Here is a 24,586-nt window from a genome sequence, read left to right on the forward strand (position 1 = left end):
CGTAGATCTCATCGGATATCACCAGCACGTGCGGGTGACGCGCCAGTACCTGGCCCAGCGCCGCGAATTCCTCACGGGTGAAGATCGCCCCGCTGGGGTTGTTCGGCGAATTCAGCATCAGCCAGCGGGTGCGCGGGGTGATGGCTGCCTCCAGCTGCTCGGGTTTGAGCTTGAAACCCTGCCCGGCATCGCATGGGATAACCTTGGGCACGCCGCCGTTGAGCATCGCCATGTCGGTGTACGACACCCAGTACGGCGCCGGGGTGATCACCTCGTCACCCGGCTCCAGGGTGGCAAGGAAGGCGTTGAACAACAGCTGCTTGGCGCCGTTGCCCACGCAGATCTCGTCCAAGCCGTAGACCAGCTGGTTTTCCCGGGCGAATTTGTCGACGATCGCCTGGCGCAACGCCTCCAGGCCATTGGGCCCGGTGTAGTGGTTGTTGCCTGCCAGCATCGCCTGGTGCGCGGCCTCGATGACATGGGCCGGTACGTTGTAGTCCGGCTCGCCGAGGCTGAGGTTGATCACCGGCTCGCCGTTGGCCAGCATCTGCTTGGCCAGTACCGACACGGCCATGCTCGGCGAACTCTTGACGGCGCGTACGCGGCTGCTTTGCACGTCCATTGTCTAGCGCTCCTGTGCGGCGTCGAAGCCGTAGTCGTTGCGCGCCTGCTCGGCGCTTATGTAGCCAAAACGCACGTCACGCTCGACCTGCTGACGGTCGCGCTGGCGTGGGTCGCCGTAACCGCCGCCACCGGGCAGGCGCAGCACCAGGCGGCGCTCAGCCGGGACAAATTGCTGGCCCTTGCCGCGCAACAGGGTGCCGTCATCCAGGCCGACGAAACCTTCGGCACCGGCTTGGCCACCTTCAAGGCCACGGGCGGCATGCTGGATACGGTCGAACATGGCGCTGAAACGGAAGCTGTAGCCGTCTGCCGCCGACACTTCAATTTCCTGGCCCAGGCCGCCGCGCAGCTGGCCGGCACCGCCGGAGCCTTCGCGCAACTCCTTGCGCCAGACCACCACGGGCCCTGCATGCTCGGTGGCTTCCACCGGCATGGTGTGCACGCCGCTGGGGAACGCCGTGGCACTCAGGCCATCCATCGCCGAGCGGGCACCCATGCCGCCGCTGTTGAACATCAGCATTTCGGCGTTGCGGCCCTTCGGGTTGCCCGGCAGTGGGCGCACGCTCAGGTGCAGGTTCCACAGCGCACTGGCGCCCTCGGCCGGTACTTGGCCAGGCAGGCACTTGTGCAGCGCACCCAGCACCAGGTCGGGCACGAAGTGGCCGAGCACGTGGCGCACGGACACCGGCGCCGGGTGCTTGGCATTGAGGATGCAGCCCTCGGGGGCGGTGACCTCGAACGGCGCCAGCGAAGCTGTGTTGTTGGGGATTTCCGGCGCGACGATGCACTTCAGGCCATAGCAGGCGTAGGCTTTGGCATAGCCCAGCGGCACGTTGATGCCGAACTGGCTCATGCCCGAGGTGCCGGTGAAGTCACTCTTGATGCCATCAGGGCCGACGGTGAGAGTCACCGCGAGGGTCACCGGTACGTCGTAGCCATCGAGGATCATGCTGTTGCTGTAGGTGCCATGGGGCAGCGACTTGAAGCACGCCAGGGTGGCACGGCGGCTGTGTTCGAGAATGAAGCCGCCAATGTGCTCCAGGTCGTCGAGCTTGAACTCGTCGAGCATGTCGAGCAGGCGCTTGTGGCCGGTTTCGTTGCACGCCGACAGGGCGTAGAAGTCACCCACCACGCGATCGTTCTCGCGCACGTTGTTACGCAGGATGTTGATCAGGTCACGGTTGACCTTGCCGCGCTCGAACAGCTTCATGATCGGGATGAACAGGCCTTCCTCGTACACCTCGCGGGCGTCCGGGCCGAAGCCGCGGCCACCGATGTCGACCACGTGGGCGGTGCTGGCGAAGTAGCCGATCAGCCGGCCCTTGTAAAAGGACGGCGAAACAATGGTGATGTCGTGCAGGTGGCCGGTACCCTTCCACGGGTCGTTGGTCACGTAGACGTCGCCCTCGAAGATGTTGTCCTCGCCGATATCGTTGATGAAGTGCACCACGGCCTCGGCCATGGTGTTGACGTGGCCGGGCGTACCAGTGACCGCCTGGGCCAGCATGTTGCCGGCGCGGTCGAAGACACCGGCAGACAAGTCGCCCGCCTCGCGCACACTGGTGGAGAATGCGGTGCGGATCAGGGTCAGGGCCTGCTCTTCGACCACCGAGACCAGGCGGTTCCACATCACCTGCATTTGAATGTCGATCAGGGTTTCGCTCATGGTGCTTGCCTCCGATATAGGGCGTTAGCGACGGGCAACCAGCAGGCAGCCGTCGGGCTGGACCGTGGCGATGAATTGGGAGGTGACGAAGGTCGAGGTCTCGCGCTCGACGATGATCGCCGGGCCATCGACGCGAGCGCCGACTTGCAGTGCTTCGCGCGGGTAGATGCCCGCCTCGACCAAGCCACCCGCCGCGACATCGAACACTTCGCGGCGTGACACCTCAGTGGCGCGGTAGGCAGCGCCGACTTCTTCGATATGGGCCACCGGTGGCAGCGGCGAACTGGCGCGGACCGACCAGCTGACGATCTCGATATCCGGGCCTTCGATCGGGCGACCGAAGAAGCGCGTGTAGGCCTCTTCGAACAAGGCCTTGAACTGGGCAGTGTCAGCTGCTGTGAAAGCCTTGAACGGCAGCGCCACGGGGATTTCCCAGCCCTGGCCGACGTAGCGCATGAACGCTGTGCAGTCCATTTCAGGCTCGCCCTCGGGCATGCCCTGGCGCAGGAAACTCAGCGACTCGGCCTTCATTTCTTCGATCAGGCCGTTGACTGCCGTAGCGTCGAACTCGGACAGGCGCACGAACGCACTGCGCACCGCCTCGTAGCCGAACGGCGCACGCAGGAAGCCAATGGCCGAACCCACGCCGGCGCCAGCCGGTACGATGAAGCGCGATACGCCCATTTTCTCGCAGAGGCGCGCCGCGTGCAGCGGGCCGCCACCGCCAAAGGTGATCATGGTGTAGTCGGCGATATCCTTGCCGCTCTCTACCGCATGCACACGGCCAGCATTGGCCATGTTTTCATCGACCACTTCGCAGACGCCAAAGGCTGCGGTATTGGCACTCATGCTCAGCGGGTTGCCAATCACTCGCGCCATCGCCTCGGCGGCCTTTTCGCTGGAAAGGCGGAGCGCGCCGCCGGCGAAGTTGTCGCCATCAAGGCGCCCCAGCAGCAGGTTGGCGTCAGTGATGGTCGGCGCCAGGCCGCCACGGTTGTAGCAGGCAGGCCCTGGTTCGGAGGCCGCACTGTGCGGGCCCACGCGAATCTGGCGCATGCTGTCGATGCTGGCGATCGAGCCACCGCCGGCACCGATCTCGACCATCTCCACCACCGGGATGGAAATCGGCATGCCGCTGCCCTTCTTGAAGCGGTAGGTACGCGCCACTTCGAAGGTTTTGGCGGTTTTCGGCACCTGGTCTTCGATCAGGCAGATCTTCGCTGTGGTGCCGCCCATGTCGAACGACAGCACGTTTTGCAGCTGATAGCGGCGGGCGATGTCAGCGGCGAAGATCGCGCCGCCAGCAGGGCCGGACTCGACCAGGCGCACCGGGAACTCGGCCGCGCTCTGTACCGAGATGATGCCGCCGCCGGAGTGGATCATGAACACCGGGCAGTGGGCACCCTGTTGCTTGAGGGTGACCACCAGGCGGTCCAGGTACGACTTGATCAGCGGTTTGACGTAGGCGTTGGCACAGACGGTGTTGAAGCGCTCGAACTCGCGCATCTGTGGCGAGACTTCGCTGGAGATCGAGATCGATACCTGTGGCAGGCGCGCCTGCAGGGCATCGCGCAATTGCCGCTCGTGGGCGCCATTGACGTAGCTGTGGATGAAGCCGATGGCGACGCTTTCGTAGTTGCCTTCGGCGATGCGCTCGACCAGCGTGTCGATTTCGGCCTGCTCGGGGGCGATCAGCACCCGGCCTTTGACGTCCAGGCGTTCGCGCAGGGTATAGCGGTGTTCACGGTCGATCAGCGGCGGTGGCAGGACGATGTTGATGTCGTACTGCTCGAAACGGTTTTCGGTACGCATCTCCAGGGTGTCGCGAAAGCCTTCGGTGGTGATGAAGGCAGTGCGTGCGCCGCGGCGTTCAATCAGGGCGTTGGTGGCCAGGGTGGTGCCATGGATCAGCTGATCGATGTCCGAAAGTGCAAGGCCCGCCTGCTCCACCACCTGGCGCACGCCGGTGAGGATGGCCCGCTCGGGCAGCTCGTAGTCGGTCAGGATCTTGGTCGAATGCAGCACGCCGTTCACATCCAGCGCGATATCGGTGAAGGTCCCGCCTATGTCCACGCCGACCCGGCATGATGTCGCAGTCATCGTCATATCCCCTGCAATGCTTTGTAGTTGTCTCGACCTGCTGAAGCGGTCTTGATGTAAGTTATATGTTGTCTTACAGGTGGTCAAGCATCTGTATGTCTGAATTTTTCTGCTGGTGTGAGGTGCAGGGTTTGGGGGTTTTGGCGCCTGGGAGATCGAGTGCCAAAACCCTAATCCATCCCTGCACTCAACCCGCAGTCTTGACCATCCGCCCGCCACCCACCGCCTGCGCCGTGGGGAACACCTCAAGCCGCGACACATCCACCTGACGCGGCATCTTCAATGCCGCCAGCAGCAACTGGGCGATATCCTCCGGCTGAATCGACTCATAACCTTCATATAACTCGCTGCCAGCCGCCTGCATGCCCATCGCCGTCTTGTACAGCTGGGTCTGCACCCGCCCCGGGGCAATCTCGGTCACCCGTACCCCGCTGCCCAACAGGTCGCAACGCAAGGCATCGCAGAACAGACTCACCCCGGCCTTGGAAGCGCCATACACCGCCGCCCCCGGGTGCGGTGCGCGGCCTGCGCTGGAGCCGATGAAAAACAGATGCCCCCTGCCCCGCCCGAGCATGCCCGGCAACACCTGACGCGTCAGGTGCAGCGGCGCCTTCAGGTTGATGTCGAGCATGTTGTCGATCTCGGCCTCGTCAATCGCCTGGAACGCAGCGCGGGTCGAGAGAATGCCGGCGTTGTTCACCAGTACATCCACCGCCTGCCCCCCCAGCGCAGCGCTCAACGCCCGATAGTCACGCACATCCGCCTGCAGGGTCGTCACGCCCGGCTCGCTGGCAAGTTCGGCCAATGCTTCGGGGCTGCGCCCCACTGCGATCACCTGCAGGCCGGCATCGCGCAGCGCCAGCACGATCGCTTTGCCGATACCACTGGTGGCCCCGGTCACCAGCGCGCGCTGGTAGCCCTCGGGGAAAGCGACTTCAGGCATAAATGTAACCCCCGCTGACAATCACGTTTTCGCCGGTGGCATAGCTGTTGCGGCTGCTGCCCATCATCACGATCCATTCGGCGATCTCTGCCGGCTCCGCAGCCCGGCCCAGCGGGTTGGCGGCGGCCAGCTCACCGAGGAAGCCCAGCTGCTTGGCGCGCTCGGTGGCAAAGCCGGCCGGGGCCACCGAGTTGACCAGGATCTGGTCCTTGGCGCAGGCCTGGGCGAAGGATTTGGTCAGGCTCACCACCGCCGCCTTGGTTGCCGCGTAATGGGCGTTTTGTGGGTGTGCCTTGAAGGCGTCCACGGAGGTGACGTTGACGATGCGCCCGGTCACCGCCGGCGCCTGGACGTACTGCTGCATGTGGCGCACGGCGGCGACCATCATGTGGTAGGTGCCCTTGATGTTGACGGCGTTCTCCAGGTCCCACTCGTCGTCGGTAATTTCGAAGATGTCCTGGCGCGGGTAGATGGCCGCGCTGTTGACCAGGCAATGGACCCGGCCCAGGCCTGCGACAATCTCGGCAAACGCGGCATGGGCAGTGTCCTTGCGGGCAATGTCACCGACCGCGATCGCCACCTCTACACCCTGCCCACGCAACACCTCGGCTGCTTGTACCAACAGTTGCTCATTGCGGTCGATCAGGCCGATCTTGCCGGCGCCACGCTTGACCATCAGCCGGGCTGTTTCCAGGCCCAGACCCGAAGCGCCACCTACGATCACCACCGTTTGATTATCCACAAAACACCTCCGTGATTGAGTCTTTACGTAAGATGCCTGTTGTCTTACATTTGGTCAAACATCAATTCGCCGAAAGGTCCCGCCATGCCCACCTCCAGCCTCTCGCACATTCACGCCCCGCACGCACGGGATCGCCTGCTGGAGGCGGCCAGCACGTTGTTCGCAAGCCGTGGCTACCAGGCCATCGGCCTGCGCGACCTGGCCAGCCACCTGGGCTTGCGTGCCGGGTCGCTCTACCACCATATCGAGAGCAAGCAAGGGCTGCTGTTCGAGTTGATCGAGTCGAGCCTGACCGACCTGCTGTACGAAACCCGACAGTGCCTCAAAGGTGCCCGCACCACCAGTGAACACTTGCAGTGTTTCGTCCAGGCATTCATCGCCTACAGCCAGGTGAACCCTGACAAACTGGTGCTACTGACGCGAGAGGCGGTCAACCTGAGCGAAGAGCAGGTGTTGCTGGTGGAACAATTGAAGGCTGAATATTGCGGGCTGCTCAGCGACATTGTCGCCGCCGAATGCGGCTTGCCTGCACCGCGCGCACGGTCGATCGCGCATGCGGTGCTGGGCTTGCTGTGCGGGCAGGCGCAATGGGGCGCCGTGATGATGGCGCGCGAGCAGCTGGTGACGTTCGTGCAGGGCATTGTCGGTACCGGTAAACAGCCCAAGCATGTGCTCCTGCACACAAACCAATAAACAATGGAGGTCGCCCCGAGTGAGGGGGATTTGTACGAAAGGGTCGAAAACGCCTTGCTGCGTTCGGCTTACCGGTTCTGCCATTACAACCAGGTGCATGGATAACAGGGTGGTGCGGCTGTCGATCTGAGAGGTGCGTTGCCAGTACCCGCGAAGAGGCCAGTACTGGCAACTCAAAAGCTACGTGCGGTCACCTCCATGATCGTCTCCGACATCATGGTCGGGACCGTCGTCCGCGCCATGCCCTACACCGTGGGCCTCACCCACATTGTGGTTGGCCTCATGGTTGGCCTCATGGTTAGCCCCATCATCGGCCCCGTTCCGTCCGCTGTCACCGCGACCTGAGCTGGCATGCCCGCCGCCGTCGCCACTGTGTCCACTGCCACTGCCGCCATGGCCACCGCCGCCACTGCCGCCGCCACCTCCACCACCGTGACCTCCGCCTCCGCCGCCATGGCCACCGCCACCACTGCCGCCGCCACCGCCACCGCCACCATGACCGCCACCTCCACCGCCGCCATCCTTCGCATACGCACTGGACGCACCGCCCATGGAGTCCGGCACCAAAACTGCCGACGCTGACAAAACCGCGCCGATCGCCAAAGCCAACAAGCATTTCTTGAGCATGATGTGCCTCCGCTTGGAGTAGCACGGGGTTGCACAGGGCACCCCGTGAGTTCCGGCCCCCCGTGGGGCGACCTGCAACCAGTGCGGCCTTCCATCTGCAGCGGATGAACGAGGTCCTTCAGGGCCAGCTGGCCAGTTATTGCAAAATGTTTCTTACGTCCTGAGCGTAGTCATGCCGCCCGGCTTGTCGCCGACCGGTCATCCGAATGGCGCCTAAACGGTCGCTGTGCGCGGCATCAGGTCGTACGGGTGCTTCCAACCGGGTGTGCCCTTGATACGCGCTTTCCAGGCCTCGATATGGGTGAATTCGGCCAGCGCGATACCGGTGTCTTCAGGCATGAACACATACCCCGCCAGCGACAGGTCGGCGATGGTCAACCGCCCGCCGACCATGAAGGGGGTTTTGGCCAAGTGCGCATCGACGATGCGATAGGCCGCCGTGGCGCGATCACGCAAGAACTTGGTCACCTCCGTTTCGCCCATCTTTTTCAAGCAGTAGATGAACCGCAGCGCCGCGTAGTAGCTGGTGAACTTGTGGTTGTCGAACAGCATCCAGCGCCAGATTTCACGTTTCTCGTCCTCATCACGCGGGCCAAACTGGCCGGTCTGTTCGGCCAGGTATTCGAGGATCAGCGCAGATTGGGTGAGCGACTTGCCAGCGTGCTCCAGCACCGGCACCTCGCCCTGCTCGTTCACGTCATCGCGCCAGGATTGCTCGCGGGTCTGGCCGTTGAAGAAGTCGACGAACACCGGCTGCCAGGCCTGGCCGGTGAGTTCGAGCATGAGGGCGGCTTTGTAGGCATTACCGGATTCTGCGAAGCAGTGAAGTTTGTATTCGGACATGGCAGACCTTCAGTTTCCTTTGAATGATCGTTGGCTGCTGGGGGCCGTTGCACCGGCCAATCACCGGCCAACCGAGCAAATCACGAGCAACTCGCAAAGGTCAATTCAAAACCTCCCACGACCCGTCACTCCCGTTATATGCCCGCCGCGTGCGTCGTGCGACAGTGAGGAAAACAACACGGATAAACCCCATGTACAGAAACACCTCTACCCCTGCGGACGACAACGGTTGCGGCTGGTTCCACCTCAGCCCCCGGCGCCAGCCCTGCGCCGCGCATCGGGGGCGGAGCGAAGCGCGCTGGGTGGTGCTCGGTGCCGGCTTCACCGGCCTTGCGGCAGCACGGCAACTGGCGCTGCATCACCCCGACGACGAGATCATCCTGGTGGAAGCCCAGGAAGTCGGCTTCGGCGCCTCGGGACGCAATTCGGGCTTTGCCATCGACCTGCCCCACGACATCGGTGCGCCTGACTACATCGGTGAGCTGGCCACTGCGCGAATGAACCTCAAGCTGAACCTGCGCGCGCAGTCGATACTGCACAAGCTGATCGGCCAACACGGCATCGACTGCCAGTTACGCCCGGACGGCAAGTACCAGGCCGCCGTCGAAGACAAGGGCTTGGCCGTGCTGGAGGCCTACCGCAGCGGCCTGGAAAAACTCGGCCAGCCCTACCAGATGATCGATGCCCGTGACCTGCCGGCACACTTCGGCACGTCGTTCTACCGCAAGGCGCTGTACACGCCCGGCACCCAGTTGCTGCAGCCGGCCGCCCTGGCCAAAGGCCTGGCGCAAAGCCTGCCCGGCAACGTGACGCTGTACGAACACACCACCATCACCCGCCTTGAACAGGGCTCGCGCATCACCCTCAAGCACGCCCACGGCGAAATTGTTGCCGACCAATTGCTGCTGACCAACAACGCCTTCGCCTCGTACTTCGGCTTTTTGCCGGGCCGGCTGCTGCCGATCTTCACCTACGCCAGCATGACCCGCCCCCTGAGCGACGACGAGCAGGCACGCCTGGGCGGCAAGGCAAGCTGGGGCATCATCCCCGCCGACCCGTTCGGCAGCACCCTGCGGCGCACCCCGGACCAGCGCCTGCTGGTGCGCAACAGCTTCAGCTTCAACGCCGATGGCCGTGCCAGTCAGCGCCACTTGCAGCGGGCCGTTCGGCAGCACCGGGCGTCGTTCGAACGGCGCTTCCCGATGCTCTCGGGTACGCCGTTCGAGTTCACCTGGGGCGGCGCGATGTGCCTGTCGCGCAACCACCTGTCGCACTTCGGCACACTGGCACCCAATGTCCATGCAGCGCTGTGCTGCAACGGCCTGGGGATTACCCGGGGCACCGCTACCGGTACCTTGCTGGCCGACTGGCTGAGCGGTGAGCGCGACGAACTGATCGACTTCCTGCTGGGCTCGGCGGGGCCTAACCGCAACCCACCGGAGCCGCTGCTGAGCATGGGCGTGAACCTGAATCTGCACTGGGGCCAGCGCCGTGCCGGCCTGGAAAGCTGACAAGGAGGCATCATGCATAGTCTGGGTATTCTCGGGGTCGGCGAGCTGACCGAAAAAGTGGTGATGGGCCTGCGCCGCAGTGGTTTCGACGGCGCGATCCTGCTGTCGCCACGCAACGCCCAGCGCGCCGAAGCGCTGGCCCACACGCAAGGTTGCCAGGTACTGCCGAGCAACCAGGCGGTGGTCGATCAGGCCGAGCTGGTGATGCTGGGCGTGCGCCCGGCAGCGCTGGCACAAATCGCCAGCGAGGTGCGCCTGCGCCGCGGGCAACGCTTGCTGTCGTTGGCGGCGGGTGTGGGCCTGGCACAGTTGCAAGCGGCCTTCCCTGCGGCCCACTGCGTGCGCGTGATGCTGTCTTACGCGGCGCAACACAACCAGGCCACCGTGGTGGTCTGCCCGCCGGACGTGCCTACCGAGCAGGGCCTGGGCGCGCTGGGCAACCTGGTGGTGCTGCAGGATGAAGCCGCGTTCGAGCTGGCCACGGTTGCCGCGTGCATGAATGGCTGGTTCTACTTCCTGTTGCACGATTTGCAGCAGTGGCTGACCGACAAGGGTCTGCCGGCTGCCGAAGCGCGTGCTCTGGTGCTGGGCAACCTGCACGACTGTGTGACCAGTGCCCAGCGCCAGCCCGAGCACACGCTGAAGGCGTTGGGGCAGGCGATTGCCACGCCAGGCACCTTTACCGCCGATGGGCTGGCGGTACTGATGCATCAGCCAGTGAGTGCCAGCTGGGGCGCGGCCTGCGAGGTGGTGCTGGATGGGTTGTTGACGCGGTCTAGGTAACGTCCTCTTACGTACCGTCCGCTTGCCCGGCCAGTGCAACCTTGGGTGGCAGCTGCAACAAGCCACGCGGCAAGCGGAAGCCTTTGAAAGGCTGTTGGGTAATCGGGTTGAAGGCTTTTTCAGCATTCAGCCGATAGCGCATCACGCCGTCTCCGGTCCTGAAGCTCAGGTCCACGCTGGTTGCGGTGCGCCCATTGAGCGAGCCGCGGCTAAGCAAGCGGAACATCGACCAAGGCCCGCGGTACTCCAGGCTGCTGCTATTGCCGTTCTGCCGGAGCAACGTAAGGTTGCTGCGCACTTTGCGCCCCAGGGTATTGGGCCAGACAACCCCGCTGATCTGGCTTGGACCATGGGTGTAAGCAATCAACTGGCCATCCAGGTCCAGCAGACTGGTGCGCTGATTGGCGCTGAGCCCCAACGGCTCGATGCTGAATTGCACACTCAGGTTGCCGCGCTGGTCGAAGAAGGTCTCGCGGATGCGGTCTGCCAGCGCCAACTGTTCGATCACGTCGCTGCGGATCAAGGACTGCCCCTGACCTGACTGCAGGGCTTCGAGGTTGTCGTTCAGGAACACCTTCAGGTACTGATCATTGAACTGTTGCAGGCGACCCTTCGGCCCAAAGAACGCCTCGAAGTCTTCCAGAGAGGCATCGGGCGCTTTCACCACGAAGGGGTAGCGCCCCGCCAGGCGTTGCTGGAAGAAGCTGTACACTTCAACGTCCCAGCGTCGCTCCAGTTCACGCAACGCTTCCACGTTCAACACCCGCGCGGTTTGATCCGCGACTTTTCTTACCTGGAAGTTGAGGGGTTCCGGCAACCCCGTAGCAACACGCTGCAAGGTACCGATCGGGTCATGCCCCGTCATCGAGAAGCGCTGATGCACCGCTTGCAGGGCTGCCTTACCTCGGTCGGGGCTGTCCTGCACCGCCTTGGCATAGTCGTGGACGGCGGCAATGGCGGCGAGCGTTTCATCGTAGTAACTCGGTTTATCGCCTGTTGCCTGCAACATGGCACTGAGGCCCGCGAATGCCCGCTGAATCGCTAACGTCTGTTGTTGCGCGGGTGGGCGACTTGCAGGCCGCAGCGCAGCAGCCTCACTCGGCGCTTCAATGCCTGCTGCCGAGGCCAGCGACGTGTTTTCGCGCACGGTATCCAGCAGCCGCTGCAGCGGCGCCGCAGGCCCGGTCAGCTGTTGCAGGATCGCGACAGCATGATCCAGGTCGCGAAAGTCAGCCACCGCAAACGCATTCAGGGCACGCCGCCAGCTGTCGATGTAGTCGGTGCTGTACAGATTGCGCAAGCGTTCGCTCAGCGCCTCCCGGTCGGCGTCCGAATAGTCAAGTTGAGCGCGTTCGCCGAGTGCCCACTGGTCGATCATCGCCATCTCGGCGAACCGCTGGCTGCGCGGTTCAAAATACGCCGTGTAGCCTTTGGCGGTCAGCATGGGGGCCAGCAGAAGGTTATCCTCCCGTCCGGCCCCTGCAGACGGCTGGTAAACCACATCGAACGCCGGGCCCACCTGGTGACGCAGGTCCAAGCCGGTGTGTAGCTGCTCCTGGGCCTGTTGCTTGAGGCCCGCATACACCCGCTGTGGCAATGGCACCTTGCGCAATGCCTGCTGCACTTCACTGACCCGCTGGCGGAACTGCGGCAGATCTGCATCGGCATACGCCAAGGCATATTCCAGGTGCTGCATGAGGTCGCGCTGCAGCTGCCCCTGGCCGGGAAACGCCTGTTGCCACTGCCGTGCCATCCACTCCTCGACCCATTCAGGCCGGCGGCTCTTGCGGTCTTCGAGCATACGGTAAACCCTGAGCGCCGCCATTTGCTGCTCGCTGCCGGGGGGCGCCGCGTTCATGGCATCGACCACGCCGCTGGCCAAGGCCGGCAAGAAGCGCTTGGAGAGCAAGCTCAGGTAGGCTTCGTCCACCCGGGGCCCGATGGCGCGGCCCTGATAAAGGCCCAAATCCGCCACACCAGGCCACGCAGCACGGTAATCGCCAAACACCGATACCGCGTCACGGATCTGGTCCAGTGGCTCCAGCAAATTGCGGCCGGTCGGGTCCAGGCGCTGATCCACTTCGTGATGGCTGTACTCCTGGCTCTTGGCAAGCACCCCGGCGGCCTTGGTGCCATTGATATCGAAGTAGCGTTGCCAACTGGCAATGGCGATGCAGAACGCAAGCAGGCCTACGCCAGAACCCACCCACAGCAATTGGCGCTTGCTGCGAGCCACCTTGACATTGTCCCCGGCAAGGCCGGCCTCCTGGTAGATCACCCGCGCAAAAGCCCGTTGGACGAAGTAGACCAGCGCCTTGCCTGGCGCCTTACCTTCACGCAAGGGAAGCTTCGTTTTATAGGGCTGAGCCGCTTCTCGGATGAATGCGTTACGCATTTCGCCTTGCTGCGTGACGGATGACCAATACACACCACGGACCAAGGCCGGGGTGGTGAAACGGTCACTTGCCAAGGCCTCGCGTAGAAACCCTAGCAATATCGGCCGCAGCCCGATCAACTGCGCATGCAAGGAAAACAGCCGTGCGCGCAGGGGTGCACTGCCCACTGAATCGATACGGTCCACGACCTGCTCGAACAACTGGCAAATCAAGCGATCGTAGTGTTCAGCGTATTCGTCCAGCCAGGCGTCGAACGCTTCGACCGCATCCAGCTTGAACGTGACCCCCAACATGTTTGCGCGGCTGGCCGCTGAGAGCTTGCTGTAGAAAGGATCAAAACCATCGAGCAGATCGAATTTGCTGAGTACCACATACAGTGGCAAGCGCGAACCCAGCTGACTGCTTACCTCGTGCAAGCGTGTGCGCAACACATGGGCCAATGCCGTGCGTTGCTCAGGTGACCCATGCAACAGCCCGGGCAGGTCGACAACCAGCAACAAGCCATTGAGCGCTCTCTGGCTTCTATTGCGCAGCAACCAGCCCAGCAGATGGCTCCACAACTTGCCCTGGGTGCCTTCAGATACCGCGGGCTCACTGTTCGGTGAGCTTGCCAGCGCGCCCTGACTGATGAAGGCGCCGGGTGGGTCGATGATCACCGCGTCATTACTGATCCACCACCCCACCGGGTAAGCAAGCGTTTCAGCCTGCCGGCCGCGTGCCTGGGCCTTGTCGATACGCGTCAGGGAAAAACTCTGATCGGTGCAATCGATGAAGCTGCTTTTCCCGGCATGCTCATCGCCCAGCACCAGATACCACGGCAACCGATACAAACCCCGTCGACCGCCTGCATTGTCCAGATACCGTGCAAGGCCCTGGTTCAACGCCTTCTCTTGGGCGTGGACGAAGGGCAGCGCAGGGTCCGACTCGGCAGCCATTGCCAGAGCCTGCTCAGCTTGCAGACGGCGAAAGCGCGCACGCAGTATGACCAGCCAGCACACCAAGGGCACCAGCACGAGCACCAGGCTCGCCAGACTGCGATGGGCCACGCTCGCCAGTGGCTGTTGTTCACGCCATGTCCAGTGCGGGCCAAGCCACCAGATGGCAACCAACATCAGCGCAGCGCCAATAGCCAACAGCAGCGGCAGTGCCAGGCCAATGCGCGTAGCCACCGGCAAGCCCCAGCGTTTGAGTTGCTTCCATAGTTGATTCATGAGGGCTCCTGGTCCTTGTTCTGGTTGGCCAACGCTGGGGCTGTGGCGTACTGCTGGAGCCGCTGGAACACCTCGGGCTCCCAGGCGTCGGCGGTGGTTTGCTGCATCGTGCGGGCCACACCGGCGCACAGGTCCTGGGCCAGCCAGGACACGCCCCGCGCCGCCAGCAAGTCAGCAGCAATCACGGTGGTATGGCAGCGATCACGAGGGGCACGAAAATCCGCCTGCAGCGCTTGCAAGCGGAGCAGAACCGGCTCTACGCCGCCGCTTTCCAGTTGGCTGACCAACTCCTCGCGCAAGCCGCTGAACTCATGAGTGGGGGCACCCTGCTCGCCCTGCCCCTGACCGCCCTTGAGCCAAGCCAGGCATTGGTCATCGACAAATACCCTGCCGTCGCTGAAGCCCAACTGCTGCAGGGCGGGCATACGCTGTACGAACCGCGCGGTGGTCGCGCGGATCGCCTCAGCGACCTCGCCCATCGCCAGCCGCGAAGCGGTAGTCGCGGCCAGAAAACTGCCGCGAATCCAGAAGGGGCATGCCGCCACACTCTTTTCGATCCGCTGCAGCAACCCCGGGTCAATCACCGTGCCGGCGATAGCGTCTTCGTAGGCCCCTGCTATATCCACCGGAACCGCCATCAGTTCAGTACGGTTGCCGCCCTGCCTCGCTTGGGGTGCTGCCTGGAGGTGCGCCCACAAGCCAAAACGACGTAACTGATAACCGGTAGGGTCGTACGGGTCCTGTTGATTGATGAGCTCGGCCATGGTCAACACGGCCCGCCGTGTCTCTCGTTCGTTGCCCATCGACACACGCGGCATGGGCGTGGCGATGACTTCGGCCAGCGGCGCAACATCAATGCTTGCCGCAGGCGCCTTGGGCGCAGCAGGCTCGCCGACGCCGTCGGCAAGCGCCGAGTGTTTACCAAGCAAGCGCTGCAGGTCGCCCAGCAGGCTCGCGTCCAGTTGGGCGACGCCCTGCTGCTGTTGCAGGCACGTCAACGCTTGCTGCGCCGCCGCCGCATGCGCCGGCGTATAGGTGAAGCGGTCAAGGCGCGGCAACGCTTCGATCAAGCGGTTGAGCATCAAGGCCGCCAGCTTGCGTTTGCCCAGGAAACCCTTAGGGCCGGGCTTTGGATGGGCGGGTTCCCAGTAGTGTTCGACCATGCCGGCCAACAACGCCAACGTGTAGCCCCAGCGCTCCCAGCAGCCACTGCGCAACCACGCAACACTGAGGTGAGAGACGATGCGCAGGTGCTTGCATTGCTGGCTCAGGTAAAGCCGGGACGCCTCTTCAATGTAAACCCAGTCGATCGAGGCTTCCTGCAGCCCGCCCAGCTTGACCATCTCCTGGTCAATGGCCTGGTAGGTTTCGTCCTCCACATCGAACAGCCCAGCAGGGACCGCCGGATCAATCGGTGCGAGCAACCCAGTGATGTGCTGCGCAGGCACCTGCGCTACCACCGGCATGTGCTTCGCACCTGGCGGATCAAAGGGTCCAGGCCTTGCGCATCAAAAATCAGCCCATCGACTTCGTTGAGATCACTCACAACTTCGATGCGCTGCGCCCCTATCAGCTGCTTGATCTGCTCGATCGCCGGCAAACCTCGCCCCGCGTCGAGCACTTGCCCGTTCTCCATCACCTGCCAGGGCGTCGCATTCGTAGACCCGCCTTCCCCCTTCAGCCGCACAGTCACCCAGCTGGCGCCGATGGGCTGCCTGGCAATCAACTGCAGGCGGGAGATGTTCTGTATGCAACTGATGGCCAGATAGGAAGGGTCATCGCCTGAGGCAATGGCGGGGGCCGAAATGACCCATTCAGGTGCGCGTTCACTGCCCTCGCTTTGGCTGCCAATGCGAAACGTCAGGTCATCTGCCGTACGTGTGGCCTCATTTGCCATCACCCGTAACACGCTGGTTGCCTCCAGCTCCGGTGCTGACCACTGTTTTTTCGCCTTGTGCGCAGGTGTGCCGGCAGCCTGGTCGAAACAGGCCAACCGCTCGATGTTAGACACGATCGCGGGGCAGTCCTGAATAGGGCTTGCCAGCACCGGCTGCAGAAAAAACACAAACGAAAGACCGGCGACATATGCACAGCGAATTATCATTCCAAGTTCACTCTCTACAAACAGTACAAATGCCCTACATGGCCGCGCACACTTTTCCTACAAGCACGCACCAATAAACGCACTCACACACAGCCAACCCAAATAAAATCACCACGAGCCTAGTACATAGAACCAACTGCATACAAACAAATATTCGCTTACATTTTCCTGCTCGACCAAGAGACATTATTTATTGCATGGTTTTTATAAGCCACCAACAACTATACAAGAGCCAACCATTGAAACTTGGGAAATTTCCTACAAAATAAGTATCGCGATTAAACGCGCAACAATACGGACCTTGCGAAAAACGATCAAAAACAACCAGCGAGTTAAACGCCAATGTCAAAAAATAAAGGCTCTGTAGCGCCTAAAGAGCGCATAAACATCAAGTATGTTCCTGCCACCGGTGACGAACAGGCCGAAGTAGAGCTGCCCCACAAGATGCTCGTACTGGGCGATTTCGGCTTGGATGACAGCCGGGCGCTAGAAGACCGCGCGGTCATGCGCATTGATAAACACAGCTTCAACAACGTCCTGAGCGACGCCGATGTGCGCCTGGATATGTCAGTGCCCTCCCTGCTCAGCACCGCCCCCGACGCCGAGCTGGCGGTCAGCCTGCAGTTCAAGTCCATCCATGACTTCGGGCCGGACCAGATCGCTCGACAGGTACCCGAACTGAACAAGCTATTGGAGCTGCGCGAGGCGCTGGTCGCCCTGAAGGGCCCGCTGGGCAACGTGCCGACATTCCGCAAGCAACTGCAACACCTGTTGAGCAATGAGCAAACCCGCAAGCAGCTCGCCAAAGAACTGGACCTGGTGCTTGAGGCGCCAAAAGAAGACTGAGACAACGGAGCGAACCCATGCCAAAGCACAACAGCACTACTGTCGCCGTTGATACCCCTGCAGAAACATTGAGCCCTACCACGCTGCTCGACCAGATCATGGCGCAAACCAAACTGGTGCCTGCGCAAGAGGGCTATCAGGTCGCCCGGCAGGGTGTATCTGCCTTTATTGCCGACATCCTCAAAAACCATGACCCAGAGCAACTTATCAATAAGCACCGCGTCGACCAGATGATTGCGGAACTGGACCGGGTGCTCAGCAAGCAGATGGACGCCATCGTGCATCAGCCCGCGTTCCAGCAGCTTGAGTCTTCATGGCGCGGCCTGAAACTTCTGGTCGACCGCACGGACTTCCGCGAAAACATCAAGCTCGAAGTGTTGCATGTCAGCAAAGCCGATTTGCTCGATGACTTCGAACATGCGGCTGATATCACATCCAGTGGCATGTACAAACACGTTTACACCGCCGGTTACGGGCAATTCGGTGGCGAACCGGTTGCGGCCATGGTGAGTGACTATAACTTCGGCCCGTCCTCACCGGACATCAAACTGCTGAGCTACATGGCCTCGGTGGGCGCCATGTCACATGCGCCCTTTCTCGCAGCGCCGTCCCCCGAATTCTTTAACTTGAGCAGTTTCGAAGAGCTGCCCAATCTCAAGGAAATCAAAGATATTTTTGCAGGGCCTCGGCATGCCAAGTGGCGGGCTTTCCGTGAAAGCGAGGACGCTCGTCACGTGGCCCTGACCGGGCCGCGGTTCATGCTTCGCTCCGTCTACCACCATCAGGACCAGCCGATCAGCAGCTTCAACTACGACGAGAACATCGACGGCCGGCATGATAACTATCTCTGGGGCAGTTCCGCGTTCCTGCTGGCCAGTTGTATCAACGACAGCTTTGCCCGCTACCGCTGGTGCCCGAATATCATCGGCCCACAGTCGGGTGGCGCCGTCGAAGACCTGCCGGTTCATTTGTACGAATCCCTGGGCCAGTTGCAGGCCAAGATCCCGACCGAAGTGCTGATCTCCGATCGCAAGGAATTCGAGCTGGCTGAAGAAGGCTTCATCGCCCTGACCATGCGCAAAGACAGCGATAACGCGGCGTTCTTCTCCGCCAACTCGGTGCAGAAACCCAAGCACTTTCCGAAAACCGCTGAGGGCTTGCAGGCCCAGACCAACTACAAGCTTGGCACCCAGTTGCCCTACCTGTTCATCGTCAACCGGCTTGCCCATTACATCAAGGTGCTGCAGCGCGAACAGATCGGCAGCTGGAAGGAACGGCGGGACCTTGAATCCGAGCTCAACAAATGGATCAAGCAATACGTCGCCGACCAGGAAAACCCTTCCGCCGATGTGCGCAGCCGCCGCCCGCTGCGTGCAGCCAGGGTTGAAGTCTCGGATGTCGCCGGTGACCCGGGCTGGTACCAGGTCTCGCTCGCCGTGCGCCCACACTTCAAATACATGGGTGCCAACTTCGAGATCTCCCTGGTCGGGCGGCTCGACACGCAATGAGTGGTCTTTTCAGTCGTTTGAAGGTGGATCAGTCAGTTAGCCGCGAACCCTCCCTGCAGGAGAACGCTTCCCAGAAGTTCGCCGCCATCAAGTGCCACCTGGAAACGTTGCTCAACGCTCGCCAGGGTTGCTCACAAAGCAGCCCTGAGCTGGGCCTGCGTGACTTCAACGGGCACGACGTCAGCAGTGGCGACCTCCTGAAGCAAGTGGGCGCAGACATCCGCCGCACCCTTCAGCGCTTTGAGCCGCGTGTGCACGTGCGAACGCTCAAGGCCATGCCCGATTGTCATGCCCCGCTGGAACTGCATTTCAGGCTGGACTGCCTCGTGCAGGTCAACAACCACACGGAGCAGCTGCAGCTGGAGCTGCTGGTCAACGGCCACACCCGCCACACCCGCGTAAGGTGAACCATGTCACTCAAGGATCGATTCAGCGAAGAGTTGCGTTACCTGCATGAATTGGGGAACGACTTCGCGCAGGACAACCCACAGCTTGCCCGGCTGCTCGGCAAGGGTGGCAGCGACCCGGATGTCGAACGCCTGATGGAAGCCTTTGCGTTCCTCACGGCCAAGCTGCGGCTCAAGCTGGAAGACGATCTGCCGGAGCTGACGCACCCGATGCTGCAGCTACTCTGGCCCAATTACCTGCGGCCTCTGCCAAGCGCCACGATCATTCAGTTTACGCCGCGCAAGCAGTCCCTCAGCCAGTCGCATCGTATCCCACGGGGTTCACGGCTCTTTTCCAAACCCGTGGACGGAGTGCCCTGCGAGTTTCGCACCTGCACGGCGGTGGACATCCATCCATTCGAGATCGACGCGGTGGGTGCAACCCAGACACTGGACAGTTCGGTGGTTCGGCTCGACTTGCGAACCTTGGTCGAGCGCCCATTGAACACCCTGGACTGCGCGAGCCTTGAGTTTCATCTGAGCGGTGATATCCAGACTGCCCGCACGCTGTACCTGTGGATCGCTCAATACCTCAAGCATGTAGCAGTGACAGTCAATGGCGAGGTCCGCCGGCTGCCGGCCGACAGCATCGTCTTCCCCGGCTTCAATCCAGACGAAGCGCTGCTGCCTTACCCACAGAACGTCTTCGACGGCTACCGGATTCTGCAGGAGTACTTCATATTTCCCGAGCGTTTCCACTTCTTCAACGTAACCGGGCTGGAGAAGGTCTGGCCCGACCAGGCGACTCAGCAGGTCGTCCTCGAATTTCACTTCACCCGCCAGTTACCTGATTCACTGCGTGTCGGCAGCACCGACTTCAGCCTGTTCTGCACCCCTGCGGTAAACCTGTTCAGCCACAGCGCAGAGCCTATCGACCTGTCCAGCCGGCACGCCCAGGTCGAGCTTATACCCCGAGGCGAGCAGCCGCACGCCTATGAAATCTTCAGTGTCGATCAGGTCATCAGCACCCGCTCCACGACCGACGGCAGCACCGGCCAGCACCTGCGAACCTTCCGCCCGTTCGAGTCGTTCGCCCATGAAATCGAGCATGTGCAAGGTCGCACCGCGCTGTACTACCGCTACAGCATCGAAGACTCATTGCGGGGCGATAGCGTCACGCACCGCATCGCATTTGTACGTGCCGACGCCAATGCCTACATCGGCGAGCTGGAAACTGCGTCCATCGACCTGACCTGTACTAACCGCGACCTGCCGCTGGCGTTAACCGTCGACGACATCAATGTGACTTCCGAGGTCACGCCGCCCTTGGCCACCTACACCAACCTCTGTCCTCCCACCCGCCCCTACCGGCCGGTACTGGACGGCCAGTTGCAGTGGGCCCTGATTTCCAACATGTCGCTCAACTACCTGTCGCTGCTCTCGGCCGAGCCGCTGAAAGCGGTCATCAACGCCTATGACTTCGCTGCCCTGCATGACATTCAGCAAACCCGCACCACCCGCAAACGCCTCGATGGCATCCGCGATGTTCAAACAGAACCCCTGGATTGGCTGATCAAGGGCCAGCCCATTCGCGGCTTGCGCACACGGCTGAAGCTGGATCAAAGCGCATTCCTCTGCGAAGGCGACCTGTACCTGTTCGGTTGCGTGCTCGCACACTTTTTTGCCCTGTACGCCAGCATCAACTCCTTCCACCAACTGGAAGTGATCAACACCACCAATAACGAGCACTACACATGGCCCATCCAGACCGGCAAACAACCGCTGATCTAGCCGACAAGCTGCTCGCCGAGGCGCACCAGTACAACTTCTTCCAGTTGCTGGAACGCCTGCACGGCTTGCACGGGGATGACCTGGAACCGCGTTGGCCAGCCCCCACCGTACGCCGGCGCGTGCGGCTTGCCAGCGACCCGCGGCTGACCTTTCCCGTGTCCGACGTGTACAAGGCCGAACGCATGCCTGGAGCAGAAGACCGCTACCGCGTGTGCACCACGTTCATGGGGCTGCACGGCACAGACTCGCCCTTGCCAACCTATTACCTGGAAGAAGTGTCGTACGAGCATGCCCACGGCATCGGTGTGCGGCCAGCCTTCTTCGACTTCTTCAACCACTACCTGCTGAGCCTGTTGCACCGCATCTGGCGCAAGTACCGCTATTACATCCGCTTCCAGCCGGGCGCGACCGATGGCTTCTCGCAGTACATCTTTGCCCTGCTCGGCTTGAACGACAAACAGCTGCGCGGCGACACCCCGCTGCCCTGGAGCCGGTTGCTCAGTTTCGCTGGGGTCATCGCCAGCCGCAGCCGTGCACCGGGCACGGTCGCCGGCATCATTGCCCACTGTTTCGACTTGAAGCAGGTGCACATCCGCGAGTTCGAAACACGCTCCGTCCCTACCATGGTCACGCAACGGGTGAGCCTTGGCCGCAGCAACGGCGAACTGGGCAGCTCGTTCATGGTCGGCAGCCGCACGCGAACCCGCAGCAGCAAGTTCACCATCGTGATCAGCGAGCTTGATCAGGAACAGTTGCGTGACCTGTTGCCCAGCGGCATCAACTTCAATCGCTTGCGTGCTCTGATCGACTTCCTATTGCGTGATGGTCTGGCCTACGACCTGGAACTGCGCCTGAAGCAGAACGCATTGTCGCCCTTCTGCCTGCACCCTACCAAAGGCGCCTACTTGGGCTGGACCAGCTTTGTCGATGATCGCCACGGCCAGATCAGCCCTGTCGTGCGATTCCGGGGGCGCTCATGAGCACATTGACCTTGAGCATCACCAACCTTGATCAGTTGCAACACAACGTCACTGGCCGACACCAGTTCGATTGCACAGGCGGCACCATCGGCAGCGCCAGCGCCACTTGGCGGATCAACGATCGGGAGCAGACCGTTGCAGCGATTCACTGCGAGATTCGCTGGATCGAGGGCAGCTTCTGCGTCATTGACCGCTGTCAGCGGACCTACCTGAACGACAGCCACGACAGCTTGGGAGCGCTCGCCCCCAGGCGACTGCTGGAGGGTGACCAACTGCGCGTTGGCGCCTATCGACTACAGGTTCAACTTGCGCAGGCCGATGCACGCTCTCTGGAGGACCTGTTCAGTCCTGAACAGCGAACCCTTGATCACTGGCTAGTAGAGGTTCCAGCCAACGCCCGGCAACCGACTTCAGGCGCCACGCAGGTTGTCGCAGACATCTGCTCGGCCTTCGCGCCAGGTATCGGCAACGATCCCTTGGCGGCACTGAACACAGTGACAGGACCTGCCCAGGAAGACCCGCTGGAACAGCTGATTGCAGGAGAACGCCCATGATGCGTCATTCATTCGTGGTCGTTCTACTGACGGCACTGATCGGACTCTCGGGCTGCACTGCTCTGAGCAAAATCGGCCAAGTGATCAAGGATCCCTCGGTGCCCGTCGGGGCGATCAAAGAGCATCCCACCCAAGTCGCGTTCAGCATCAACGCCAGCCCGACGCTCAACGGCAACCCTCACAGCGTCGAAGTGCCAGTTGAGCAGCCTGGCGTTCTGGAACCCAGTCCCTACGCCGTCAGCTTAAGCGCTGGCGACCCTTACGCTTTGACCGAGAAAGTCGGGACGCTGCTCGAATACCTCCAGGAACAGTTCCCGGCAATGTCGCCCGTCGCAATGCCAGTGGACGAGGACACTGAGCTGGCGCGTTCGCCCATGGAGGAAAGTACGCCCGGCCGCTACGAAGACCCGACCGTGGTGTTGACCCTACCCCATACCACCACTGTAGCCAGCGAGCCTGTCGCTACGCCCATGGCCATCAAGATCCTGCAGCTGCGCGACGACTCCCTGCTGCGCAACAGCGTCTACGCACTGCTGGACAAGGACCCGGCGAAGGCGCTGCGCAGCACCTACATCCGCGATGACGACTACCTGCTGCGGCCTGGCCAGTTCAAGTTCATCCCCTTTGCGCCCCTCGAGCCCGAAACGCGCTTCGTTGCGGTGATCGCCGACTACCGCACCCAGGAAAACGCCACCTGGAGCCAGGTGCTGCGCATACCACCTCGCGGCCACCAGATCATCCTGTCGGTGTTGCTCAACGACACGCAGGTCCTGCTCAAGGAAGAAGACTGATGGCAACCCAGTCCTTCTCACTTACTCACGCTGACACGGAGCGCTCATGAGTTCACGTAATCCCGTTTTGTGGCCTGAAGGCCTGTTCGTCAAACCGCAGCATTTCCAACAAGCAGCCAGAGCCAGCGAAGCGGCCCTGCACCAACGCCTCGGTAGCCTGAATGCCGCCTTTTACGGTTTCAGCGAACTGCAGTTGAATGACGAGTACCTGAGCCTGGGCAAGATCGCCATCACCCGTGCGCGGGGCATCATGCCGGACGGCACGGTGTTTGATATTCCTGCTGACCTGCCGCCCCCTCCACCGCTGGAAATCGAGGACGACGGCGCCAAAGACAGCGAGATTTTCCTGTGCCTGCCGCTGCGTACCGAAGGTGGCCGCGAGGTGAGCTGGCCCGACAATGCCGCCAACTTCCGTTACCGCGCACACGCAGAGGAAATCAAGGACACTCACAGCGCCGACGGCGACCTGGTGCAGGTTGACTTGGCAGTGCCAAACCTGCAGCTCAAACGCAAGGCTGACGATAGCAGCGCTTACACACGGCTGGCCATGGCACGCATATTGGAGCGCCGCCCCGATGGCAGCTTGCAGCTGGATGAAGGGTTTTATCCCACCAGTGTTTCAGTGCGTGCCGTGCCGGCGCTGCAACGCTTTCTGGAGGAGATCACCAACTCCCTGCGCGAGCGGGCGCGCAACCTCGCCGCCCGGATTGGCGCCTCAGGACAATCCGGCATCGCCGACATCCGCGACTTCAACCTGCTGCAGGCCATGAACCGCTGGTGGCCGTGCTTCCAGCACCTGGCCAGGCAGGGGCAAACGCACCCCGAGCAGCTTTATCTGTGCATGAGTCAAGCCTGTGGCGAGTTCGTGACGTTTACCGACGAAAGCCGGCTGGCGCAGGAATACCCTGCCTATCACCACACGGCGTTGCGCACGTCGTTCAAGCCGTTGGAAGACACCCTGCGCCGGGCACTGAGCACGGTCCTGCAACCCCGCGCCGTTTCGCTGCCACTGGAGACGCTGGAGTACGGGGTGATGACGACCACACTGGAAGACCGTCGCCTGATCGACCAAGCCGATTTCATCCTGGCCGTGCGCGCCAATCTGCCACCGCAAACGTTGCGCCAGATGTTCGTGCAGAAGGGCAAGATCGTTGCGCTGGAATCGTTGAACGAGGCCGTGCCGCTGCAACTGCCAGGTATTCCGCTGGTGCCGCTGCCTGTGGCGCCGCGGGACCTGCCTTTCCATGCAGGCTTCATCTACTTCGAGCTGGACCGTCGTGACCCGACCTGGGCAGGCATGAAGACCTCCAATGGCTTCGGTATCCATGTTGCGGGTGAGTTCCCTGGGCTTGAGCTGCAGTTCTGGGCAATTAGAGGGGAACAAAAATGATAGAGGGCCACGCCAATGAGGACGATATCAGTCAAAACATCGTGGCGTCGATTCGACGAGCCAAGAGCAAGGCTCAGGAAGCGCAAGCACGCACTCA

At 62.0% G+C, this 24,586-nt stretch carries 22 protein-coding genes; 13 read left to right on the forward strand and 9 right to left on the reverse strand.

The window, feature by feature from the left end:
* From NP534_RS04770 to NP534_RS04790, 5 genes are all read right to left on the reverse strand, one after another.
* Positions 1-622, reverse strand: a 622-nt coding sequence (locus NP534_RS04770) for an aminotransferase class I/II-fold pyridoxal phosphate-dependent enzyme (RefSeq protein WP_274097943.1), incomplete at its 3' end; no start/stop codon positions are given.
* A 3-nt stretch (positions 623-625) separates the two neighbouring features.
* Positions 626-2,290: a hydantoinase B/oxoprolinase family protein gene (locus tag NP534_RS04775; RefSeq protein WP_274097944.1), complete on the reverse strand. Its 1,665-nt coding sequence runs from the start codon at positions 2,288-2,290 to the stop codon at positions 626-628.
* A 24-nt stretch (positions 2,291-2,314) separates the two neighbouring features.
* Positions 2,315-4,390 carry a hydantoinase/oxoprolinase family protein gene (locus tag NP534_RS04780; RefSeq protein WP_274097945.1) on the reverse strand — a complete coding sequence of 692 codons (2,076 nt, stop codon included), beginning with the start codon at positions 4,388-4,390 and terminating at the stop codon, positions 2,315-2,317.
* 187 nt (positions 4,391-4,577) lie between these two features.
* Positions 4,578-5,333, reverse strand: a complete 756-nt coding sequence (locus NP534_RS04785; protein ID WP_274097946.1) for an SDR family oxidoreductase — start codon at positions 5,331-5,333, stop codon at positions 4,578-4,580.
* On the reverse strand, positions 5,326-6,075 hold the full coding sequence (locus NP534_RS04790) for an SDR family NAD(P)-dependent oxidoreductase (RefSeq protein ID WP_274097947.1): 750 nt from the start codon (positions 6,073-6,075) through the stop codon (positions 5,326-5,328). The genes NP534_RS04785 and NP534_RS04790 overlap by 8 nt, the downstream gene beginning before the upstream one ends.
* An 84-nt stretch (positions 6,076-6,159) precedes the next feature.
* On the opposite strand from NP534_RS04790, the gene NP534_RS04795 reads away from it, so the two are divergent.
* From NP534_RS04795 to NP534_RS26770, 3 genes are all read left to right on the forward strand, one after another.
* Entirely contained in the window at positions 6,160-6,768 is a 609-nt protein-coding gene (locus tag NP534_RS04795) for a TetR/AcrR family transcriptional regulator (RefSeq protein ID WP_274097948.1), read from the forward strand.
* A 198-nt stretch (positions 6,769-6,966) separates the two neighbouring features.
* Positions 6,967-7,113, forward strand: a complete 147-nt coding sequence (locus tag NP534_RS04800) for a hypothetical protein (protein ID WP_274097978.1) — start codon at positions 6,967-6,969, stop codon at positions 7,111-7,113.
* A 27-nt stretch (positions 7,114-7,140) separates the two neighbouring features.
* Positions 7,141-7,350 (forward strand): hypothetical protein, encoded by a 210-nt coding sequence (locus NP534_RS26770; protein ID WP_443201072.1) that lies wholly within the window; start codon positions 7,141-7,143, stop codon positions 7,348-7,350.
* A gap of 258 nt (positions 7,351-7,608) precedes the next feature.
* Here NP534_RS26770 and NP534_RS04810 read toward each other — a convergent pair whose 3' ends face one another.
* The gene (locus NP534_RS04810) at positions 7,609-8,238 is read right to left on the reverse strand and encodes a glutathione S-transferase family protein (RefSeq protein ID WP_274097949.1); all 630 of its coding nucleotides are present in this window, start codon (positions 8,236-8,238) and stop codon (positions 7,609-7,611) included.
* Positions 8,239-8,429: 191 nt separating this feature from the next.
* On the opposite strand from NP534_RS04810, the gene NP534_RS04815 reads away from it, so the two are divergent.
* Positions 8,430-9,749 (forward strand): NAD(P)/FAD-dependent oxidoreductase, encoded by a 1,320-nt coding sequence (locus tag NP534_RS04815; protein WP_274097950.1) that lies wholly within the window; start codon positions 8,430-8,432, stop codon positions 9,747-9,749.
* A 12-nt stretch (positions 9,750-9,761) separates the two neighbouring features.
* Positions 9,762-10,532, forward strand: coding sequence for an NAD(P)-binding domain-containing protein (locus NP534_RS04820; RefSeq protein ID WP_274097951.1), 771 nt, complete (start codon positions 9,762-9,764; stop codon positions 10,530-10,532).
* Between the two features lie 7 nt (positions 10,533-10,539).
* Here NP534_RS04820 and tssM read toward each other — a convergent pair whose 3' ends face one another.
* From tssM to vasI, 3 genes are read right to left on the reverse strand one after another with little or no spacing between them, the layout of a single operon-like run.
* The gene (gene tssM / locus NP534_RS04825; protein WP_274097952.1) at positions 10,540-14,139 is read right to left on the reverse strand and encodes a type VI secretion system membrane subunit TssM; all 3,600 of its coding nucleotides are present in this window, start codon (positions 14,137-14,139) and stop codon (positions 10,540-10,542) included.
* Positions 14,136-15,605, reverse strand: coding sequence for a type VI secretion system protein TssA (gene tssA, locus NP534_RS04830; protein ID WP_274097953.1), 1,470 nt, complete (start codon positions 15,603-15,605; stop codon positions 14,136-14,138). Before tssA ends, tssM begins: the two co-directional genes overlap by 4 nt.
* The gene (gene vasI, locus NP534_RS04835) at positions 15,593-16,243 is read right to left on the reverse strand and encodes a type VI secretion system-associated protein VasI (protein WP_274097954.1); all 651 of its coding nucleotides are present in this window, start codon (positions 16,241-16,243) and stop codon (positions 15,593-15,595) included. Before vasI ends, tssA begins: the two co-directional genes overlap by 13 nt.
* Before the next feature lie 342 nt (positions 16,244-16,585).
* Here vasI and tssB point away from each other — a divergent pair, with 342 nt between their 5' ends.
* The 8 genes from tssB to tssK are packed head-to-tail and all read left to right on the forward strand — an operon-like array spanning position 16,586 to position 24,489.
* A complete protein-coding gene (gene tssB / locus NP534_RS04840; protein ID WP_274097955.1) occupies positions 16,586-17,089 on the forward strand; it encodes a type VI secretion system contractile sheath small subunit in 504 nt (167 codons plus the stop codon).
* A 17-nt stretch (positions 17,090-17,106) separates the two neighbouring features.
* The gene (tssC, locus tag NP534_RS04845) at positions 17,107-18,597 is read left to right on the forward strand and encodes a type VI secretion system contractile sheath large subunit (RefSeq protein ID WP_274097956.1); all 1,491 of its coding nucleotides are present in this window, start codon (positions 17,107-17,109) and stop codon (positions 18,595-18,597) included.
* Positions 18,594-19,004 (forward strand): type VI secretion system baseplate subunit TssE, encoded by a 411-nt coding sequence (gene tssE, locus NP534_RS04850; RefSeq protein ID WP_033697204.1) that lies wholly within the window; start codon positions 18,594-18,596, stop codon positions 19,002-19,004. The genes tssC and tssE overlap by 4 nt, the downstream gene beginning before the upstream one ends.
* Before the next feature lie 3 nt (positions 19,005-19,007).
* On the forward strand, positions 19,008-20,774 hold the full coding sequence (tssF, locus tag NP534_RS04855; RefSeq protein ID WP_274097957.1) for a type VI secretion system baseplate subunit TssF: 1,767 nt from the start codon (positions 19,008-19,010) through the stop codon (positions 20,772-20,774).
* On the forward strand, positions 20,738-21,754 hold the full coding sequence (tssG, locus tag NP534_RS04860; protein ID WP_274097958.1) for a type VI secretion system baseplate subunit TssG: 1,017 nt from the start codon (positions 20,738-20,740) through the stop codon (positions 21,752-21,754). The genes tssF and tssG overlap by 37 nt, the downstream gene beginning before the upstream one ends.
* A complete protein-coding gene (locus tag NP534_RS04865) occupies positions 21,751-22,308 on the forward strand; it encodes an FHA domain-containing protein (RefSeq protein WP_274097959.1) in 558 nt (185 codons plus the stop codon). Before tssG ends, NP534_RS04865 begins: the two co-directional genes overlap by 4 nt.
* Positions 22,305-23,099, forward strand: coding sequence for a type VI secretion system lipoprotein TssJ (gene tssJ, locus NP534_RS04870; RefSeq protein WP_274097960.1), 795 nt, complete (start codon positions 22,305-22,307; stop codon positions 23,097-23,099). The genes NP534_RS04865 and tssJ overlap by 4 nt, the downstream gene beginning before the upstream one ends.
* Before the next feature lie 46 nt (positions 23,100-23,145).
* Complete coding sequence (gene tssK / locus NP534_RS04875; RefSeq protein ID WP_274097961.1) at positions 23,146-24,489, forward strand: type VI secretion system baseplate subunit TssK; 1,344 nt, start codon at positions 23,146-23,148, stop codon at positions 24,487-24,489.
* Positions 24,490-24,586: the final 97 nt, after the last annotated feature.

It is taken from the genome of Pseudomonas sp. 39004 (assembly GCF_028682155.1).
GTDB lineage: Bacteria > Pseudomonadota > Gammaproteobacteria > Pseudomonadales > Pseudomonadaceae > Aquipseudomonas > Aquipseudomonas capeferrum.

Coding starts and splice junctions, on each gene's coding strand:
- NP534_RS04775 (WP_274097944.1), bottom strand. CDS start 2,290: ATGAGCGAAACCCTGATCGACATTCAAATGCAGGTGATGTGGAACCGC.
- NP534_RS04780 (WP_274097945.1), bottom strand. CDS start 4,390: ATGACTGCGACATCATGCCGGGTCGGCGTGGACATAGGCGGGACCTTC.
- NP534_RS04785 (WP_274097946.1), bottom strand. CDS start 5,333: ATGCCTGAAGTCGCTTTCCCCGAGGGCTACCAGCGCGCGCTGGTGACC.
- NP534_RS04795 (WP_274097948.1), top strand. CDS start 6,160: ATGCCCACCTCCAGCCTCTCGCACATTCACGCCCCGCACGCACGGGAT.
- NP534_RS04800 (WP_274097978.1), top strand. CDS start 6,967: ATGATCGTCTCCGACATCATGGTCGGGACCGTCGTCCGCGCCATGCCC.
- NP534_RS04810 (WP_274097949.1), bottom strand. CDS start 8,238: ATGTCCGAATACAAACTTCACTGCTTCGCAGAATCCGGTAATGCCTAC.
- NP534_RS04815 (WP_274097950.1), top strand. CDS start 8,430: ATGTACAGAAACACCTCTACCCCTGCGGACGACAACGGTTGCGGCTGG.
- NP534_RS04820 (WP_274097951.1), top strand. CDS start 9,762: ATGCATAGTCTGGGTATTCTCGGGGTCGGCGAGCTGACCGAAAAAGTG.
- tssM (WP_274097952.1), bottom strand. CDS start 14,139: ATGAATCAACTATGGAAGCAACTCAAACGCTGGGGCTTGCCGGTGGCT.
- tssA (WP_274097953.1), bottom strand. CDS start 15,605: ATGCCGGTGGTAGCGCAGGTGCCTGCGCAGCACATCACTGGGTTGCTC.
- vasI (WP_274097954.1), bottom strand. CDS start 16,243: ATGATAATTCGCTGTGCATATGTCGCCGGTCTTTCGTTTGTGTTTTTT.
- tssB (WP_274097955.1), top strand. CDS start 16,586: ATGTCAAAAAATAAAGGCTCTGTAGCGCCTAAAGAGCGCATAAACATC.
- tssC (WP_274097956.1), top strand. CDS start 17,107: ATGCCAAAGCACAACAGCACTACTGTCGCCGTTGATACCCCTGCAGAA.
- tssE (WP_033697204.1), top strand. CDS start 18,594: ATGAGTGGTCTTTTCAGTCGTTTGAAGGTGGATCAGTCAGTTAGCCGC.
- tssF (WP_274097957.1), top strand. CDS start 19,008: ATGTCACTCAAGGATCGATTCAGCGAAGAGTTGCGTTACCTGCATGAA.
- tssG (WP_274097958.1), top strand. CDS start 20,738: ATGGCCCATCCAGACCGGCAAACAACCGCTGATCTAGCCGACAAGCTG.
- NP534_RS04865 (WP_274097959.1), top strand. CDS start 21,751: ATGAGCACATTGACCTTGAGCATCACCAACCTTGATCAGTTGCAACAC.
- tssJ (WP_274097960.1), top strand. CDS start 22,305: ATGATGCGTCATTCATTCGTGGTCGTTCTACTGACGGCACTGATCGGA.
- tssK (WP_274097961.1), top strand. CDS start 23,146: ATGAGTTCACGTAATCCCGTTTTGTGGCCTGAAGGCCTGTTCGTCAAA.